An 18,800-nucleotide genomic window follows, 5' to 3' on the forward strand; every position below is an offset into this window, starting at 1 on the left:
CCAACGCTGCAATACAACCGTTGGGAATAAGTTCATTTAATCAATTATAATTATTTACGAAGACCGAGTTTTTCAATAAGCGCCCTGTACCCGGTAAGATTGTGCTTGCTTAAGTAAGTGAGCAGGCGTTTACGCTGACCAACCATCATCATCAACCCACGCTGGGTCGAAAAGTCCTTTTTATTGGTTTTCAGGTGATCACTAATATGGTTAATACGCTCTGTAAGTAACGCTACCTGGCCTTCAATAGACCCTGTATTAGAGGCTTTCCCGCCAAATTCGGCAAATAAATTTGCCATTTTTTCTGATGTTAAATGCGACATTTGTTGTTTTTTAAAACAGTATTGTTTTCTTTTTTCTATAATTGGCTGCAAAATTAGGATAAAATTCTTAAAATAAACCATATTAACAGTAGTATTTTAATTTACCGGAATATTTAAGCTTTTTTTTACTCTAAAAACCAACCATTATGCACAACTTTAGGCTGAATTATAGCTTTCCTATCTCTTTGAAAGTCTATTGCTCACACCCCAATTTTCAAATTGAAAAGCATATCATTACAATTTAACCCTTTTAGCTATTTTGCACTTGTGCTTCCTGTTAATATTTTTGCTAATATGAAGAATTTAATCTCTGGATTTTTGTTGCTATTACTGGCTGTAACTGCCTGGCAATATTTCTCATTTCATAAAAAATCAAAAACATTAACTGTAGTTAAAAAGGAAAGCGGCTTACAAAAAATTACGGTTTTAGATATTATCAATCCAAGCCTTACTGCAAACGAAAATGCCTTTATAGATGAACAGGCACTACACAGGTTAATAAATGACAAATCTGATCAATCGGTTACACCCACAAGCTGTGGCAACTGGTGGAACTTTACTGAAAATAATAAATCGAGTTGCATACAGCTTAGCTACCATCCCAACAGGGTAGGTAATACACCTGGCCCAATAAGTTTCGATTTTGAATTTGATGGTATTTACAAGCTAAAAAAAATCTGCATTTTTATTGATCCTGTAAAAAGCAAAAAAGCAGGAAATACATTACTAATTAAATCGGGCATACCTTTTAAATACAATCAAAATATTACCCAATTACTGGATGATGGCTCAATAAGCGGGCCAGGTTGGGTAGATGTTGCTTGCGATGAACAGACGCAATACCTGCAATTAATTTATGGTGAAAATTTTGGCAGCATAAGAGAAATAGTATTTTACGGAACCTTAATAAATAAAAGTCCCCAAGCTTCATTTAGTTATGGTTATAACCAAAAATCATTTGACAGTATATGTGGCACCAATATTATTATGCAAATGGGGCAATCGGCAGACGGCACAAATTATGATGAAGGCTGGAACGGAGGCATGCGGTGGTTTGCAGCGGCTTGTTATGTTTTAAATAAAGATTTAAGTTTAAAAGACAAAAACGGTACGGCAAGTGAGTTAGAAGCAAATTGGAACAGGAGGATTATTGCATCGGGCAGTAAACTGCATTATGCTTTTGGCAGCCTTGTAGACAGCAGCATGGTAAGCCCCACCAATAACAGCGGTGGCGACTGGGCCAATCAAAAACCTATACCCACATCTTTAATAAATGAAAAAACTGCAGACAGGTTTGAAGGCATTTGTACTTTTAATGAAATTGCCGAAAAGCCCGAAAGTTATGCCCAGGCAGCATATAATTTAAAAAGGCTTACCTATGGCCTTTACCAGCTTGGCCACAGGGCAATAGAGCCCGATAATGAAAAAGACGGCACTTTTAAAAAAGCCGGTTTTATGTACCCATATCAGCAGGCTGCATATTTATCTGCCTTATATGATGGCCACGATAATACGATACAGTTTAAAGCTGAGCCTGTTGGCGTACGCAACAGCGGCTTAAGCATTGATGAAATGAAATTAATTTTTCCCGGGCTTACCTATGTAAACCCAACTTATATTAAAGCCATGATGTGGTGGTGGAAATGGAACCGTAAAAACGGCGATGCCCCATTTGACATTTTTAATATCCACCTCTACCCTTCTACTTTAAATATTACGCAGCATTATTTAAATGCACAGGCTGTAATGCCCGAAAGCGGGGTTTTTGAAATGGAAAAAAAATTAGACACTGCAAAATACTTTGCTGCACTTATGCACAAGCCGCTTATGAATACCGAAACAGGTTATGATGCATACGAAGAAAAATTGCGTTTCCCCAATGAGTTTTGCACCGATAAAGTGCGCTGGGGAAACAGCTTTATGGCCATAAGGCCATTTGCCCAAAAAACACCCGAAGCTATACAGGGTGAATGGTTGTTAAGAACCATGCTGCTGCACAACAGTAAAGGAATCCCCTGCTACCAGTTTTGGCTTGCCGACCAATATAAAGAAGGCACTGTATGCGGCCCGTTTAGCGCCACAGGATTATTAAAACATGATACGGTTATTAACTGGAAACAACTCTACATTCCCCGGCTGGCATGGTATTACATCCAATGTTTTAAAAGCCACTTAAAAGGCTATGAATTTATAAAAGAGAAAAAAGAAAATAGCCTGCGTTTTTATTTTTACGAAAACAAAAAAAGTACTACGGCAAATCATGCCATAGTTTTTTGGAGCGCAACCGGAGATGGCAGTGCTGCCCGGTACCTTTTTAAATTGCCAGAAAATAAACCTTACCAAATACTTGCACCTAATAAATCTACACAGGGAAAAATTACCAGGGGAACCAATAAAGAAGTTGTATTGACCATAAGCGAATTACCACAAATTATTTTCTATTAGCTTTATCATAAAATTAACCAGGCTTGAAGCAAATTGTTTTTACTGTTACCAATGATTTGAATTACGACCAGCGGATGATACGCATTTGCACAAGCCTTGCCAGAAACGGCTACCGCATTATCTTAGTTGGAAGAAAAAACCGCAATTCGCTGCCGTTGCAGCAACAACCCTTTCAGCAAAAAAGACTGCATGTATTTTTCCAAAGAAAATTTTTCTTTTATTGTGAATATAACTTCAGGTTGTTTTTTTATTTACTATTTGTTAGAGCCGATGCCTTTTGCTGCATTGACCTGGATACCATGCTGCCTGTTTACTTTGCCGGGAGACTTAGGAAAAAAAAATTAGTGTATGATGCCCATGAATACTTTAGCCAACAAAAAGAAATTGTTACAAGGCCAAAAATTTATAAAGTTTGGAATTGGATTGAAAGAAATTTTGTTCCCCGTTTCAGGAATGGTTACACCGCTACTCAATCCATTACCGATGAGTTTGCAAAAAAGTTTCAGCTTAACTATGCTACAATCCGTAATTTACCTTTGGCCCAAACAGGTGAACAACCCTTAAATAAGTCACAAAAAATAATATTATACCAGGGCGCTATAAATGAAGCTCGTGGGTTTGAATTTTTAATTCCTGCTATGCAAATGGTAAATGCAGTTTTGCATATTTACGGAGACGGAAATTTTGTGCCACAATTAAATAAATTAATTGCGGTCTATAATGTAGAAAGTAAAGTAAAGTTTTTTGACAAACTGCTTCCGCAACAATTAAAAGCCATAACGCATCAGGCATATATTGGCTTAAACCTTGTTGAAAATACCGGCCTGAACCAATATTATTCTTTGGCCAATAAGTTTTTTGATTATATACAGGCTTTGGTGCCACAGGTAACCATGGATTTTCCCGAATACCGGAAAATAAATGAGCGTTACCAAGTGGCTTTGCTCATTGAAAACTTAACCGAAGAAAATATTGCAACTTCGCTTAACAGGTTACTGGATGACAAAAAATTGTATGCACAATTGCAGCACAATTGCAGCAAAGCAAGGGCAGAACTGAACTGGGAAAACGAAGAAAAAAATTTATGGTTATTTTATAAGCAATTGTTTGGATAAAAATTTACACATATTATGCCCCGATGTTCCCTGGCCGGCTGATTATGGCGGGGTGATTGATCCGTTTTATTTACTGGTACAATTAAAAGCCGTGGGCATCCAGGTTTATTTGCATTGCTTTACGCAAAACCGGGCGCCACAAAAAGAATTAGAAAAATATTGTAAAGAAGTACATTATTATCGTAGAGATAAAACTGCATTGCTTTCCAATACCCTGCCTTATATTGTAAAAAGCAGAAGCAGTAAAAAACTATTGCAGGAACTGGGCAAAAACAATTATCCTATTTTAATGCAGGGCATACATACCACATATTTTCTTTATAAAAAACTGTTGCCCAACCGAAAAATATTGCTAAGGCCCTTTAATGTGGAAAGTACTTACTACCAGCAACTATCTGCATTAGAAATAAACCCTTTTAAAAAATATTTTTTCAAGAGGGAAAGCAGGCTGCTCAAAAGTTACGAAAAAGAAGTATCAACCATGATACCCATATTGGCATTAAGCCAAACAGACAAACAATTTTTTGAGGAGCAAAATGCCCGGAGTTATTTTATACCGGTAATTATTCCCTGGCAGGAAGTTTCTATTTTGCCTGGCACAGGAAATTATTGTTTATACCATGGGAATTTATCGGTAAATGAAAACCAAAAAGCCGTGGAATGGTTGCTAACAAAGGTTTTTAATGATCTTGAATTCCCAATATTTTTTGCAGGCAAAAATCCAAATCCTAAAACGGCAAAGCTTATCAGTAAAAATAAAAATGCCGCATTAATTGCTAATCCAACCGAAAGCAAAATGCAGGAATTAATAAAAAATGCACAAATAAACCTTGCGCCTTCTTTTAATCATACAGGCATAAAATTAAAAATACTCAATGCCTTGTTTAACGGGAGGCACTGCATAGCCAATTTACAAGCTGTTAGAGGTTCAGGAATTGAAGCATTAGTTTCCGTAGCCGATGATGCAGAAAATATGAAAAAAGCCATATTGGAATTGATGGCTTTACCGGTTACAGAAGAGCAAAAAGGACGCCGAAGCGCCGTTTTAAATGATGTATATAACAATAAAAAAAATACAGAAAAAATTATTGCAATGATATACTAGCGTTGTCCCAAAGCTTACCTCTTTCAGTTTTAATAGTGCGTGCCGGAAATTTATTGATTACAATATAATCATGTGTTGCCATTAAAATACTGGTTTCGTAATCACGGCAAATTTGAAAAAGGAGTTGCATAATTTCATCGCTGGTTTCGGGGTCGAGGTTGCCGGTGGGTTCATCGGCAAGTATTAGCTTGGGAGAATTAAGCAAAGCCCTTGCAATATCCACCCTTTGCTGCTCACCGCCACTCAACTCAAAAGGAAATTTAAATCCCTTAGTTTTTAAATTTACTTTATCCAAAACATCGGCAATTTTTTCGTCCATCAGGTTTTCATCTTTCCAGCCTGTGGCTTTTAAAACAAATTTCAGGTTATCATGTACGTTCCTGTCGGTAAGCAACTGAAAATCCTGGAACACAACGCCCAGGTTGCGGCGCAGGAAAGGCACTGTTTTCCAGGTAAGCCCTTTTAAAGTATGGCCTACAACGGTTCCGTCGCCTTCTCTCAATTCCAAATCTCCATAAAGGGTTTTAAGTAAACTACTTTTGCCCGTTCCGGTTTTGCCCACCAAATACACAAACTCGCCTTTATTGATGGATATATTTACATCGCTTAATACCATACTGTTGCCTTGGTAAATATTTACATTTTTTAATTCTACTACTGGTTGGGACATATACTATTAATAAAAAGCAAATTTAGCCTATTCAGCTTTTTGAACAGAAAGTTTTTTAAACAGGAAAGTTAAAAATGTGGAAAACCGGTTTTATGGCCGAATGGTGCAAATTGGTTTTGTGAAAATATTTTAACCTGCTTTGCGTTTGATATTAAAACCAGGCTTTATCTTCACTAAAACAAATTCTATGCTCAAAAAGATATTTGCGCTCTTTTCCATTTCGTTTGCATTTTGGGGCACCTCTATGGCCCAATCGAAAGTTACCCTAAAAACATCGGATAATTCGCCGGCAAGTTGCCAGGGCATTAAAATAGCCAAAGCAGAAATTATGGTAGATACTACGATTAGGGTAAAACCGGTAAATGCTTATATGAGTATGGAGTTCAGTAACATTTCCGGAACTACACTTGCAGAAGTGCTCAACGGCAACAACCATTTTTGGGTGTACGATGATAAAATGAAAGAAATAAAAATTGCCGATAAACTTTTAAAAAAAGTAAACAGCTCAATGGAAAACAGCATTGTAAACCTCACCGTTAAAATTCCTTACCGGTTAAAAACAGATACCAAAAAATATATCGTTAAATACCGCTGGGAAAGCCCCGATAAACGTAAATGGATAGAAGTAACAACAACAAAATAATTCTTATACTTTTTTTTAAATAAAAAAGGGCAGTTTAAAGCTGCCCTTATTATTTTTTATAAGAAAGGTTTTATTGTTTCACCACTTTTGTGCTGAATATTTCACCGCTTGCAGCAATTACCTGCAATAAATATACGCCGGCTGGTAAATAGCGCATATTTAGATGGTAATTTGCATTTATCGTTTTACCTGAAGCTACCTGCCTGCCATTAATATCAAATAAACGAAAAGATGAATTTCCGGTAATTCCTTTTAACTGAATATTCAAAATATCGTTAACCGGATTGGGATAAGCTATTAAATTTTTACTGCTAAACAATGGCATTTTTTCTTCTCTTGTAGCGGTGCCTGTTGAAATGCGCAAGGTATAACAGTTGGATGCGTTGAATGCACTTTTATATCCATAAACCCTTGCATAATAAGTACCGGCTGTAAATGTCCTGCTGATGGTTTCTGAAGTTGTACCGCCATTTTGCGAAATGGCCAATTGCGTAGTACCATTACTGCTGTATAGCCTCATATCATAATCTGCTGGTAAGGTAGATAAGGTAATGGTTGCCGTACCGCCTGTAGTAATTACAAATCTATAATAGTCGTTCTCACTTTTTGGATTTATCAAACCATGTACATCTGTATTTAACGGTATTTGTGCTGCACCGCTATAAGTACCATTTGTGCTGTTATCGTAACTGCTTTGGCAACCTGCACTTACGGGTGTAACTGTTGCTGTAATAGTATAACAAGTAGCGCTGTTTGCCCCGTTATATCCGTAAATATAAACATAGTAAGTGCCTGCAGCCTGGTTATTGAGCGTAACTGTTTCGTTTGCAGTAGTGCTTGTACCCGAACCAATTTGAGTTCCGGAACTGTTATATATTTTTAGGTCATAATCCACACCTGCCGGGCCAGCAAGTGAATAAGAAATATTGTTTGTACCGGTGGTTATGAGTTGGTAATAATCTTTATCAGTAGAGGTGTTTATTGCAGCCGAATGAGCAACACCTGCACTAATGGTTGCAGCCGCAGCCAATGATTCATTAGGTTCAAATGCTGATGCACAACCGGAAGTTAAAGTGGTAAACTGATTCATTACAAAACTGCTGCCTGAACCGCTGCAATTGGTTCTTACCCTCCAGTCGTATAAGGAGCCACTACTAAGGCCAGTAAGGTTTGCCGATGTGCCAGTTTGTGCTGTTGAAAAACTGATCCAGGCAGATGATGCATTTAATTTATAATCTACATCATAGCTCAAAGCGCCGCTCACAAGGTTCCAGCTTACTATTGCTGAAGAAGAGGTAACGGAAGACGAAGCAAGGCCTGCAGGAGCATTACAAGCACCTGCAACTGTTGTAAACTGTGATGTTGCAAATATCCCCGAACCGGAAACACAGGTTGCTTTTACCCGCCAATCATAAATTGAAGAAGCACTTAAGCCTGTAAGGTTTGCAGTAGTGCCGGTTTGGCCCACAGAAAAACTGGTCCACGTAGAAGATGCATTTAATTTATAATCTACATCATAATTTAATGCTCCTGCAACCGCATTCCAGCTTAGGTCGGCGCTATTGATTGTAATATTATTTTCTGCTAAGCCTGTTGGCGTACCACAAGAAGCAGATGCGGTAATAGTAAAATTGCTGTTGGAAATATCAAAGAAAATATTTCCTACAGCTTCTACTTTTATCCTGGCAGTAGTGGTTGCTGTATTGGGTAAGGTTATAGATTGGCTGCCATCGTTTGGCGTGCTGGCAATGAGTACGGCTGGGAAAGTTAAACCTCCATCAGTACTCAAAGAAATTTTTACATTGGCACAGCTTACAGGAGATGCGGTAGTACCTGCAACGTTCCAGGTAATATTTTGGGCTGAATTACCTGCCCAGGAAACATTGGTATTGGGCGAAGTAACCGTAAATGGGCCCGATGTATTGGTAACCGTTACTACCATATCGGTAAACTGCGTTTGTCCCACACTTACCGGCGCAGAAGAACTAAATACCGCATTGTCCCTTACGGTAAGCCTGAAGTTTAAAGTGCGGCTAACAGAACTTAAAGCTTCAGTAACAACACCTGCATCGCCACCCACCATTGGGCCGGTAGTGTTTAAGCCGGCAAGTATGGTTTGCAGCCTTGGAAAATAACGTACAGGTGAAATGGTTGGCCTGAAAGAAAGCCAGTTGGGCCCGGTAAGTTTTGTTGGGCTGGCAACACTTTGTGCATTTGTTGTTGTAGAATTATCATTTTGCTCCCAGCAATAAGTAAGTGCATCGCCATCGGCATCTGTTGCAGAACCGGTTAATGCAAATGGAGTGCTAATAGGAATGGTATAATTGCTTACGGCATTTACAACCGGTGTAGTATTTACAATAGTTGTAGTAACAGGGCAGCTTTTACTATTTAAATTAGTTTGTATTTGTGCAATGGTAGTTTCATGATAAATATCTATTGAGTGGCCTGAAACATCGTAAGAAGTAATACCGGCATAGCCCATAATGGTAATACCTGAACCCACTTCTTTATTAACACCTGTGCCTTCGTTAATCATAGAAAAAGTATGGTTGCCACCCAATTGGTGGCCAATTTCGTGCACTACATAATCAATATCAAAATTATCTCCTGCAGGCACACCGTCTGACGGCGATGTATAACCGCTGCCTTTTGCGCCATTAGTACAAACACAACCAATACAGCCAGCATTACCGCCACCGCCAGTAGCGCCAAATAAATGGCCAACATCGTAATTGGCTTCACCAATAACTGAAGTAAGTGTATTTTGCAACTGGGTATTCCAATTAGCCATTTGTGCAGCATTGGAATAGGGATCGCTGCTTGCGTTATAATAAATTACATTGGTAGAAGCTGCTATAAGGTTTAAATGAAGGGCAAGGTCTTTTTCATAAACGCCATTGCAGCGGGTAAGTGTATTATTAATGGCGGCTAATACCAGGGAAACCTGCGTAGCGCTTGTAGCTCCAAAATAATTTGAATACTCTGCCGTAACTGACTGAGCTAATCGCATGGTTTTTAAATTTCCCCCGCTCCTGGCAACAATGCCGCTATTTTGTACCTGTATATTGATACTCTCTTCAAGGTCGGCGCCGGGTGTGGTACAACTCCAGGGCAATTGCGCTTTATTTCGATGTGATTTAAATACGGCGTAAACACTGTGGTCTTGAGAATAGGGCTCTATAAATTCATTTTCTTTCCCGCTTCGAAAAACCATCGTTTGGATACCCTGCGGCGAATAGCTCAATTTTAAAGTGGCATATTTATCGGTAATGCCCTTGCCGGAAAAAGCCCTTATTTCCGGGAACTGCGCCTGCAATTCAGCATCGAAGTTGGATGCTTCCACAATTTCAAACTCTTCCAAAGCGCCATCGGTATTGGGTAAACTAATTATATTGGTATGTGCAGCATTATTATTTACAACTTTAAATAATTCCTGCTTTAAAAGTGGCAGGCTTGCTGTAAATAATTTAAATTCTTTGGGAAACGATAACCGGGCAACAGATTTATCGGTAATTATTTTGCCTGTTCCGACATACTGGCTCCAATAATTTTGCTGGGCAGTAGCGGTAAATAAAACAGGTATTGCCAAAAAAAAGAGTAGCAGTTTTTTCATAAACCGGTGTTTTTTGATGATTTGCAATCTTAAAAGTAAAATAAATATATTTCTTTAAAAATAATATATCAAAAAAAATAAGGTTTTTTTAAAAAAATCTGTAAACTAAAATCTTAAAAAAAGGTTTGCTCTGCCTTTTTAAGATTTATAAAACTTATTTATTACATCCCCCTAAATTTTCTTATGCGTTCAGGCTGAATAATTTAAACAATAAAAAGCACTATTTATTCCCCGGCTTTGCTAAATTTTATTGCCTCCTGGTAGTTGTGAACACCAGTTACAAGTATATAATATGCGCCGGATGATAACTGGTTAATATTAATATTTTGCATTGAACTTCCCATAGAAACCGGCAATTGCTTTTGCAAAACCTTATCTCCTTTTGCGCTAATAATTGAAATATTTAAAACATTATTAACGGAACTGTTTATCTGCAACTTCAAATCTTTTTTTACCGGGTTTCCCATTAATTTAATGGAAAGTTGTTTGTCTTCCAGTTTCAGCAATTTAATATCGGAAAATTTGGTAGCGCCATCTTTATTATACCATTTTACCCGGTACAACATTGCTTTGTTAAAAACAGGTTTTTCATCAATAAAAGTATAGTTTTCATTTCCCAGCTTTGCAGATGCATTAATTTGAGCAATGGTTCGGTAATTTCTTCCATCATCGCAACGCAGTATTTCAAACCTGTCAATTTTTTCGTTATTATTTACCATCCAGTTGAGTGCAACTTTTTTACCGGCAGCCGTAGCCGAAAAAGAAAATAAATTCAGCGGCAATACCGGCGCTCCCTGTACCCACACGGAGTAGCTATGCGGCGGCAATTCAAAATAAACCTGGTTGCTGCCACTTAAAATTTGAAATGGAAAATTGGATTGGGCAAGCACATCGGTAAAAACAGTTCCCGGGGCAATAAGCCCGCCCCTTGTATTGATGGTATGATCCACTTTTAATGTGGTACTGCCAAAATTTATAGCCACCAATACTTCTTTATTCCCATTGCCTGTATGGCCTTCAATCTGGTAAATAAGGGCTTTATTAGCGCTACCTTCAATATAACTGGAGGAATAAGGCGTACCAAACCTGTTGAGATAATCCACACCTGGCGAACCGTTTATGTACAATTTTAAAACATTCATCAGGTTTACCAATTCTGTTCTGTAAACCGGCAAATTTGTGGGGTGATAACTATACAATCCGCCGGAAGGCGCCGGGTAACCAAAATAATCTGGGTAAAAAATGGTGGGTACGCCAATTTGATTGTTGGTTAAAATATAAGCATAGGCAAGGTTGGGATGGGTGCGAACCAGCGATGCAAAACCAGATGCATCCCTAAAATCATGATTGTTTACAAAGGTTACCAGGTTATAGCCGCTTAGCCCGGTAGCATCGTGTACACTGCTGGTAAAAATATTTCTTACATCATAGCTGCTATTATCGCAGGCCTGTCTTAAACTTTCTCTTAATGAAAAATCAAAAATTTTAGGTTGTATGGCTGCCTGTGTGCCTACATCCATAAATGATTTTACACTGTTTACCCAGCCACTTAATTCTGCCGTGTTGGTACTGTACCATTCGCCCACAACTAATGATGGATCCATGCTATCCTCATGAAGACTATCCAGCATATCGCCAACAAACTCCGGCGTAAAATGTTTTACCGCATCCATCCTAAAACCTCTTACCTGTAAAGCGCTGTAATTCCATTTGGCATATTCAATAAGGGTATCCTTAGTGCGTTTTTGAAACTGGTCGTAATCGTAAAAGAAATACATGCCGTCCCAATCACCATTTAAATAAGTACTGGAAGCATTGCTGGTATTGGGTTTAAAAAATTCAAAATTCATTTGTCCTCGGCCGCTGGGCATATTACTGTAATTGGTATAGGTTTGATAGGTTAATTCATTTACAATATCGAGGCTCCTTGCGGCGCTCCATATCCCGTAAATGCGATGGTCGGAATAGCCGCCGGTGTTGTTCATATAAATAAATATAGTATCACCTGTTGCATTAAAATCGGTAGCAGTAAGGTTGAGTTGAAATTCATCGGCACCGCAGCCAGCGCCGGTTTCAATGTTCACAACCATATCTCTTCCCAGGGTAATACTATTATTCGCCTGGCCGCAATCGCCGCCACCATTGGGTTCAATTTCTGTTTGGGCAGGTAGCCCTGCAAAACCCGTTTTATTGGTTTGCAGGTATAATTTATATTGATAGCCATTAAACCTTGGGCTGTTTGTTTTTGAAGAAAGTTTAAAGTAATAAGTACCGGCTCCATTTCCGGTACTACCGCCAATGGGTAAAATACAGCGGTACCTGTCCGAAGGAAAAGGTTCTTTTACATCGGTATAATATTGGGTAATGTAACTTTTTACGGCAGGGTTATTTTCCGATACACCTCCATCCCTGTGATTAAAAATTACATCGGCCACGGGAGCAATTCCTTGTGCGGTAAATTCATTAAGCATAGCGTTTAATGCCGGCCTTGTTCCCAGCCCTGTGGTTTGGTTGCCAATATATAAATCTTTGGGATCGTATCCATTGCTGCCAGCACCAAAACTCGCTACTGCATGTGGTGGAAACCAGATATGCGTTATGCCATCTTGTTTTAATTGTGCGGCTTTTAACCGCAAAGAATCGGCCCAGCTATAGCCGTTAAGGGTTTTAGGATAATCCCAATACCAGCCCTGCATTAATACCTGCTGACAAAAAACAGTAACATTAAATAATGTGAAAGCAAAACAAATGAGTAAACTTTTCTTCATACCGGTGTTTTTAAAATTATTTGGTTGCAGCAAAACAGCAAAAAAACAACAGCCAAGTTATTTACTTTAGCATTAATAGCAAAATAACAAAAAACGGATGATTATTTTTTTATCAATGTATCCTGCAACGAGGGTATTGGGTTTCCTCTGTGGCAGGTGTTACAGGTAACCGTCCATTCAGCAGTACTATCCCCTCTATAATTAAAATATTTTTGATTTATTTCCATGGTGAGCTTTATCATAATACGGCCCATTTCTTTTTCCGGTTTATCATCACTGGCAAAATCGAGCTGTGTGCCCTCTTCGTTTTTTGCATGGCAGTAATTGCATTTTACGCCTAATCCTTCATTAAAATCGTCCATGTATTTATGCAACGCTTCAGATGAAATATTTTTGGGAAATACTTTAAGATTTTTAAACACATCCTCCTGAGGTATTACATAAGAAAACAATGCAACAGGGCATAAAATCAGAAAAATGGTTTTCAAAATATTTTTACTCATGGTTTTATTTTTTTTACTTTTCTCAATTCAAGCATATTCAGGCTATTGGGATAAAAATTTTTTACACCTGGTTGCACCAAATGCAATGCCATATCATACCACAAAGGCACAACGGGTGCATCATCCATTATGCATTGGTCCATTTGCCGGTAAAGTAAATATCTTTTTTCATCATTGGTTTCATTCATTGCCTGTTCATACAGCCAATCAAATTTCGGGTTTTTATAGCGAGTATAGTTTGGAGGCGCCGGATTTTTACTATAAAAAACACTTAAAAAATTTTCTGCATCGGGGTAATCGGCAATCCAGCTTGCCCTAAAAAATACAGCCTGGCTTTTTGCCGTAAGGTCAAATAACAGGCTTTTCTGCACGGTTTCTACAACTACATTAATACCATTTTGCTGTAATTCATTGGCAATAAACCCTGCAATGCTGGCGTAAATAGGTATGGTAAATAACTTAATTTTTTCACCGGCGTAACCTGCTTCTTTAAGTAAAATTTTTGCGGCTTTTGGGTTATAACTATATCCCTTCACTTCATTACTGTTAAAAGATGGGAGGCCTGGTGGAACAAACCCACTTTCGGCAGCCGTACCAATGGAATTGCGCATATACAACATCATTTTTTTTCGGTTGATGGAATAATTGATTGCCTGCCTCACTTTTTTATACCGCAAAGCGGATGTTGACAATAAGCTATTCGTTGTATCCATCAAAATCCCAAAATATTCGATATTGAGGTAAGGATGTTTCTGCAAAAGAATTTTGCCTTGCCATTGTTTTTTCAGGTTGCCGGTTTTGGTAATCACTTCGTCTTTAAATGACGCTTCAATATCGTTGATAAAATCCAGGCGGTTTTGCCTGAACTCTAAAAATTCCGAAGCCTTGCTATCCAGGAAACTTATTTTAATACCATCAAGGTAAGGCAAACCCATCCCATAAACGTCTTTCTCAAAATAATGGTTGTTTCTTTTCATTATTAAAGCCTGGCCTTCGTCCCATGCTACAAATTGAAACGGACCAGAACCCACAGGATGGCGCCTGAAACCGCCAGCATATTTTTCTACCGCTTCTCTTGCCACAATAGAACAATATTGCATACTTAAAATGCCTAATATTGGTGGAAAAGGATTTGCAAGTTTTAATTGAAACGTACTATCATCAATGGCTTTAAAAGGTTCAACGAGATCTACCCTGTTATTAAATATCCATGCACCCGGGCTTGCCGTTGCCGGGTTTATAATCCTTTCAAAACTATATTGTACATCCTGTGCTTTTAGTTTTCTGCCTTTCCCTTTTTCAAAAACCGGGTCGTCATGAAAAAACACATCGGTGCGCAGGTGAAAGATGATGTTTTTTTTATCTGAAGAATAGGTCCAGCTTTTGGCCAACGAAGGTTTTATTTGAAGGCTGTCTCCAACTTCTGTAAGTGTATTAAACAACTGGTGTACGGCCCACATTATAGATTGGTTGCGGGCAAAAGCAGGGTCAAGTGTAGCAATACCGGTAGTTTCATTATATCTGAAAATATTCTTGTTGCCAATTTTACGGTTCTTGCAGCAATACATGAGCATTACTACGGCAATAAATACTATATACAGCAAAAATCCCTTCATAGCGCATAAATGTACTATGAATTTTGCCTCTTGTAAAAAAATGAATTTTTGGCTTTTTAACTTTAAGTATATTTATACAAATAAATGTTCATGAAATATTTTTTCTTCCTCATATTATTTTGCTGCTTTTTAAATAGTAAAACATTTGCACAGGTATTAAGTAAACCTCACCAGTTTACCCACCAGGATACTTTGCGTGGGAGCATAGGCCCTGGCAGGTTGGGTTGGGATGTATTACATTACAATATTACCGTGAAACCCGATTTTGAAACCAAAACTATTTTCGGAAAAAATTGCATTACTTATTTTGATAACGGCGTAAAATTGATGCAGATAGATTTACAGCAACCCCTGGAAATAGACAGTATAGTCCATCAAAAAAAAAGCCTGCCATTTACCAGGGATGGTAATGCGTTTTTTACCCAAATAAGAGATAGCAGCGCTATGTATAAAATAAAACCTGGTAATGATTCTGTAACTGTTTATTACCATGGAAAACCCAGGGAAGCTAAAATGCCGCCATGGGATGGAGGATGGATTTGGAAAAAAGACAGGATGGGAAGGCCGTGGATGAGTGTTGCCTGCCAGGGTTTGGGAGCAAGCGTTTGGTATCCCTGCAAAGACCATCAAAGCGATGAGCCGGATAATGGCGCAGTGCTAAACATTACCGTACCCGATAGTTTAAAGGCCGTTGGAAACGGAAGACTCATGCAACAATCTGCACATTACAATAGCAGCACAACTTATAGCTGGCAGGTTGTGAACCCAATCAACAACTATAATATTGTACCATACATTGGCAAGTATGTTCATTTTGGGGAGCAATACAATGGCCTCAAAGGAAAACTTGACATGGATTACTGGGTGCTGGACTATGATATGGACAGCGCAAAAAAACAATTTGTTCAAGCGCCGGAAATGATGAAAGCTTTTGAATATTGGTTTGGCCCTTACCCATTTTATGAAGATGGATATAAGCTGGTACAATCGCCCCATTTGGGTATGGAACACCAAAGCGCCATTGCTTATGGCAACAGGTTTAAAAACGGTTATCTTGGTCGTGACCTTTCCGGTACAGGCTGGGGATTAAAATGGGATTTCATTATTATTCATGAAAGCGGGCATGAGTGGTTTGCCAACAATATTACCACTGCAGATATTGCCGATATGTGGGTGCATGAAGGCTTTACCAATTATAGCGAAACATTATTTACCGGTTATTATTACGGCACACAAGCCGGCAATGAATATAATATTGGCAGCAGGAAAGGCATTCAAAACGACATTTCAATTATTGGCGCTTATGGTGTAAACAGCGAAGGCAGCGGCGATATGTATCCCAAAGCCAGTGCTATGATACACATGATAAGGCAAATTATGAAAAATGATAAAAAATTCAGAAAATTACTGATGAGTTTGAACAAAGATTTTTATCATAAAATTGTAACCTCTGCACAAATTGAAAACTATATCAGCCAATTTGCCAAAAAAGATTTTTCAATAATATATGATCAATACTTACGCACCATACAGGTGCCCGTTTTAGAATATAAGCTGCAAAACAATTTACTGCATTACCGATACCAAAATTGTGTGGCCGGCTTTAATATGCCCTTAAAAATTAAAAACAGTAACGGCTGGCTGAAACCCACAGAAGAATGGCAAACCAAAAAATATAAAAAAAGAGAATTTGCTGTTGATGAAAATTTTTATATCAACACAACCAACGCATCAAATTAAAGCCCGATGAGCTTTAACTCATTTAAAATTATTGCTACGCCGGTAATGAGTAAAATGCAACCAGACATCAGGAGTATTAGTTTTGCTTTTTTGCTTTGCGAAACTTGAAATAGTTCGCTTTCTTTATTATATTTTTTTTGCTTTTGCAATGCAGCTTTTTGGCAATAAAAACCGGCAAATATCATCACAGTGCCAATTCCGGCAAAATAATTTATACCTCTCATTACAAAACGTTAAGCCATTATTATTAATATTTGAGGGAAATATCTTTTTTAGAAAACCATTGAATTACTAAAAAATAAAAAGGCAAAACAATAAACCAATCTAGAAAAATCAGTTGTAAATGCGGCCCCCTGCAATAAACCTTTTGTTATAATAAGGTTCATCAAGGTTGCTAATGGTAACGCCCTGGGTACTGCTGCTGTGAACAAAATAACCATCGCTGATATATAACCCAACATGGCTTATACCACCACGGGTATTAAAAAATACCAAATCGCCTTCTGTTAAATCATCCTTATCAATTTTTTTGCAGGAAGCAAATTGCTTACGGGCCGTACGGGGAACCTGCAAATTAAAAACAGAAAGCATGAGCAAACTGGTGAAAGCACTGCAATCAACCCCTTTTTTTGTGGTGCCAGCATAGCGGTACTTAACGCCCCACCAATCTTCAATAAATTCAAAAAGTTTGGTATTTGTCAAAGTTTCTACTTCCCTGTTTAAGATGAGTGCAAATTTAAAATGCAAAGCCTTGCATTGTTCGGTAAGTAATGCCGTATTAGATTTTACAGGAGCTACAGAAACTTTAGTAGCGGGCACCATAGCCGTATTAAAATCTACATCGTTGGGTAATGGCGATATTTTTAAAAAGCCCGTTTCATCTCCCTTAATATTATTGGAAAAATGTAAAAAGGTTTGTGCCGAAGCGACATTGGATGTTCCTGATAAAATGCAAAAAGCAACAGAAACATAAAACAAGTTTTTCATACCTAAAGGTTTTAGTTTTAGTATATGTACGACTTAGTCTTGTGTTATTTGTTCTCCTTAAATTCTTTCTTTTTTCTCTTAATTGATTTCCTTGCTGTAATTCTTGTCCTACAAACGATATTCAAATAAATTTAATATATAGCTGTGCAAAACTAAGCTAATCTGCTTAAATTGCACAATTAAATTAAAAACGCAAGCCTGCACCAGTATATTGTACAGGCTTAAATTACAAATAATTACAAAACTATTAACATAGTATAAGTATTCAATTGCAGCAACAACAAATTAATGCAATATTATTTTTTAATCATTAACATTTATATGAAAAGCATTTTCACAAGTTTACTTTTATTTTTTATTATTACCGATGCATTGGGCCAAAAAAATGAGGCCTATAAACAGGAAGAAATAATTTATGCCCGGCATTTTGGAATGGCATTAACCACTACAATGGTTAAACCTGCAAGGCCAAATGGATACGGCATTATTAGTGTAGTTAGCGGCAGTTGGGTATCAGAATACCGTTGGGTAAAAAATGCCATTGAAGACGCTAAACCATTGCTGGATGCAGGTTATACCCTGTTTTTTACCCTGCACAGTTCAGCGCCAAGGTTTGATATAGCCGTTGCGGCAGATGATGTGAAACACGCTATTCAATATATTCGGTACAACGCAAAAAAATACGAAATTCTTGCCGATAAAATTGGCATTACCGGCACTTCTTCTGGTGGCCATTTGGCTTTATTAGCCGGCACTTCAGATGATATTGAAAATACCCATGCTAGCGATCCGGTGGAGCAGGTATCAGCAAAAGTGCAGGCTGTGGCCGTTTTTTGTCCGCCTACCGATTTTTTAAATTGGGGTAAGCCGGGATATTTTCCGGTAAACCAAAAATTGCTTCTTAAGATGATGGGCGTTGCAGGAGCTTTTGAATTTATGCGCTATGATTCTTTAAAAAGGATATATGCACCCATTGAAGACACAGCTATTATTAATAAGCTTGCTATAAGCCTTTCTCCTGCTCAATTAGTAACCGCCGATGATGCGCCCACATTAATCATTCAGGGCGATAAAGACAGGCTGGTTCCTGTACAACAGTCGGAAAGAATGAAAGAAGAAATGGGAAAAAAGCAAATACCTGTTTCTGTTCAATATAAGCAAGGCGCAGAACACACCTGGCAAAATATGGCAGAAGAAAGAAAAGAATTTGTAAAATGGTTTGACCATTATTTACGGGGTAAATAATATTACTCCCCTATTTTCCTGAAT

The 18,800-nt window shown here is 38.0% G+C and carries 14 protein-coding genes; 6 read left to right on the forward strand and 8 right to left on the reverse strand.

Annotated elements, in window-relative coordinates:
- Nucleotides 1-50: 50 nt before the first annotated feature.
- Nucleotides 51-323 (reverse strand): 30S ribosomal protein S15, encoded by a 273-nt coding sequence (rpsO, locus tag IPO46_01170; GenBank protein ID QQS63257.1) that lies wholly within the window; start codon nucleotides 321-323, stop codon nucleotides 51-53.
- A 294-nt stretch (nucleotides 324-617) separates the two neighbouring features.
- Between rpsO and IPO46_01175 the strand changes: the two genes are divergently transcribed.
- From IPO46_01175 to IPO46_01185, 3 genes are all read left to right on the forward strand, one after another.
- Nucleotides 618-2,768 carry a hypothetical protein gene (locus IPO46_01175; protein QQS63258.1) on the forward strand — a complete coding sequence of 717 codons (2,151 nt, stop codon included), beginning with the start codon at nucleotides 618-620 and terminating at the stop codon, nucleotides 2,766-2,768.
- A 74-nt stretch (nucleotides 2,769-2,842) separates the two neighbouring features.
- Nucleotides 2,843-3,883: a glycosyltransferase gene (locus IPO46_01180; GenBank protein QQS64282.1), complete on the forward strand. Its 1,041-nt coding sequence runs from the start codon at nucleotides 2,843-2,845 to the stop codon at nucleotides 3,881-3,883.
- The gene (locus IPO46_01185) at nucleotides 3,876-4,988 is read left to right on the forward strand and encodes a glycosyltransferase (GenBank protein ID QQS63259.1); all 1,113 of its coding nucleotides are present in this window, start codon (nucleotides 3,876-3,878) and stop codon (nucleotides 4,986-4,988) included. Before IPO46_01180 ends, IPO46_01185 begins: the two co-directional genes overlap by 8 nt.
- Here IPO46_01185 and IPO46_01190 read toward each other — a convergent pair.
- Nucleotides 4,969-5,658 (reverse strand): ATP-binding cassette domain-containing protein, encoded by a 690-nt coding sequence (locus IPO46_01190; protein QQS63260.1) that lies wholly within the window; start codon nucleotides 5,656-5,658, stop codon nucleotides 4,969-4,971. The genes IPO46_01185 and IPO46_01190 overlap by 20 nt on opposite strands.
- Nucleotides 5,659-5,845: 187 nt before the next feature.
- Between IPO46_01190 and IPO46_01195 the strand changes: the two genes are divergently transcribed.
- Complete coding sequence (locus IPO46_01195; GenBank protein ID QQS63261.1) at nucleotides 5,846-6,301, forward strand: hypothetical protein; 456 nt, start codon at nucleotides 5,846-5,848, stop codon at nucleotides 6,299-6,301.
- Between the two features lie 70 nt (nucleotides 6,302-6,371).
- On the opposite strand, the gene IPO46_01200 is transcribed toward IPO46_01195, so the two are convergent.
- The 4 genes from IPO46_01200 to IPO46_01215 form a co-directional block, all read right to left on the reverse strand.
- Nucleotides 6,372-9,917 carry a T9SS type A sorting domain-containing protein gene (locus IPO46_01200; protein ID QQS63262.1) on the reverse strand — a complete coding sequence of 1,182 codons (3,546 nt, stop codon included), beginning with the start codon at nucleotides 9,915-9,917 and terminating at the stop codon, nucleotides 6,372-6,374.
- A gap of 224 nt (nucleotides 9,918-10,141) precedes the next feature.
- Nucleotides 10,142-12,685, reverse strand: coding sequence for an alpha amylase (locus IPO46_01205; protein ID QQS63263.1), 2,544 nt, complete (start codon nucleotides 12,683-12,685; stop codon nucleotides 10,142-10,144).
- 101 nt (nucleotides 12,686-12,786) lie between these two features.
- Entirely contained in the window at nucleotides 12,787-13,188 is a 402-nt protein-coding gene (locus IPO46_01210) for a c-type cytochrome (GenBank protein ID QQS63264.1), read from the reverse strand.
- Nucleotides 13,185-14,804, reverse strand: a complete 1,620-nt coding sequence (locus IPO46_01215; protein ID QQS63265.1) for an ABC transporter substrate-binding protein — start codon at nucleotides 14,802-14,804, stop codon at nucleotides 13,185-13,187. Before IPO46_01215 ends, IPO46_01210 begins: the two co-directional genes overlap by 4 nt.
- Nucleotides 14,805-14,888: 84 nt before the next feature.
- Here IPO46_01215 and IPO46_01220 point away from each other — a divergent pair, with 84 nt between their 5' ends.
- Nucleotides 14,889-16,544, forward strand: a complete 1,656-nt coding sequence (locus tag IPO46_01220) for a M1 family metallopeptidase (GenBank protein QQS63266.1) — start codon at nucleotides 14,889-14,891, stop codon at nucleotides 16,542-16,544.
- Here the strand turns inward: IPO46_01220 and IPO46_01225 are convergent.
- Together IPO46_01225 and IPO46_01230 are read right to left on the reverse strand one after the other, a co-directional pair.
- Nucleotides 16,541-16,768 (reverse strand): hypothetical protein, encoded by a 228-nt coding sequence (locus tag IPO46_01225; protein QQS63267.1) that lies wholly within the window; start codon nucleotides 16,766-16,768, stop codon nucleotides 16,541-16,543. The two genes, IPO46_01220 and IPO46_01225, sit on opposite strands and share 4 nt — an antisense overlap.
- Before the next feature lie 109 nt (nucleotides 16,769-16,877).
- Nucleotides 16,878-17,531: a C40 family peptidase gene (locus IPO46_01230; protein QQS63268.1), complete on the reverse strand. Its 654-nt coding sequence runs from the start codon at nucleotides 17,529-17,531 to the stop codon at nucleotides 16,878-16,880.
- Nucleotides 17,532-17,852: 321 nt separating this feature from the next.
- On the opposite strand from IPO46_01230, the gene IPO46_01235 reads away from it, so the two are divergent.
- Nucleotides 17,853-18,776 carry an alpha/beta hydrolase gene (locus IPO46_01235; GenBank protein QQS63269.1) on the forward strand — a complete coding sequence of 308 codons (924 nt, stop codon included), beginning with the start codon at nucleotides 17,853-17,855 and terminating at the stop codon, nucleotides 18,774-18,776.
- The last annotated feature ends 24 nt before the right edge of the window (nucleotides 18,777-18,800 follow it).

The sequence above is a fragment of the Chitinophagaceae bacterium genome, from assembly GCA_016699815.1.
Taxonomy (GTDB): domain Bacteria; phylum Bacteroidota; class Bacteroidia; order Chitinophagales; family Chitinophagaceae; genus Ferruginibacter.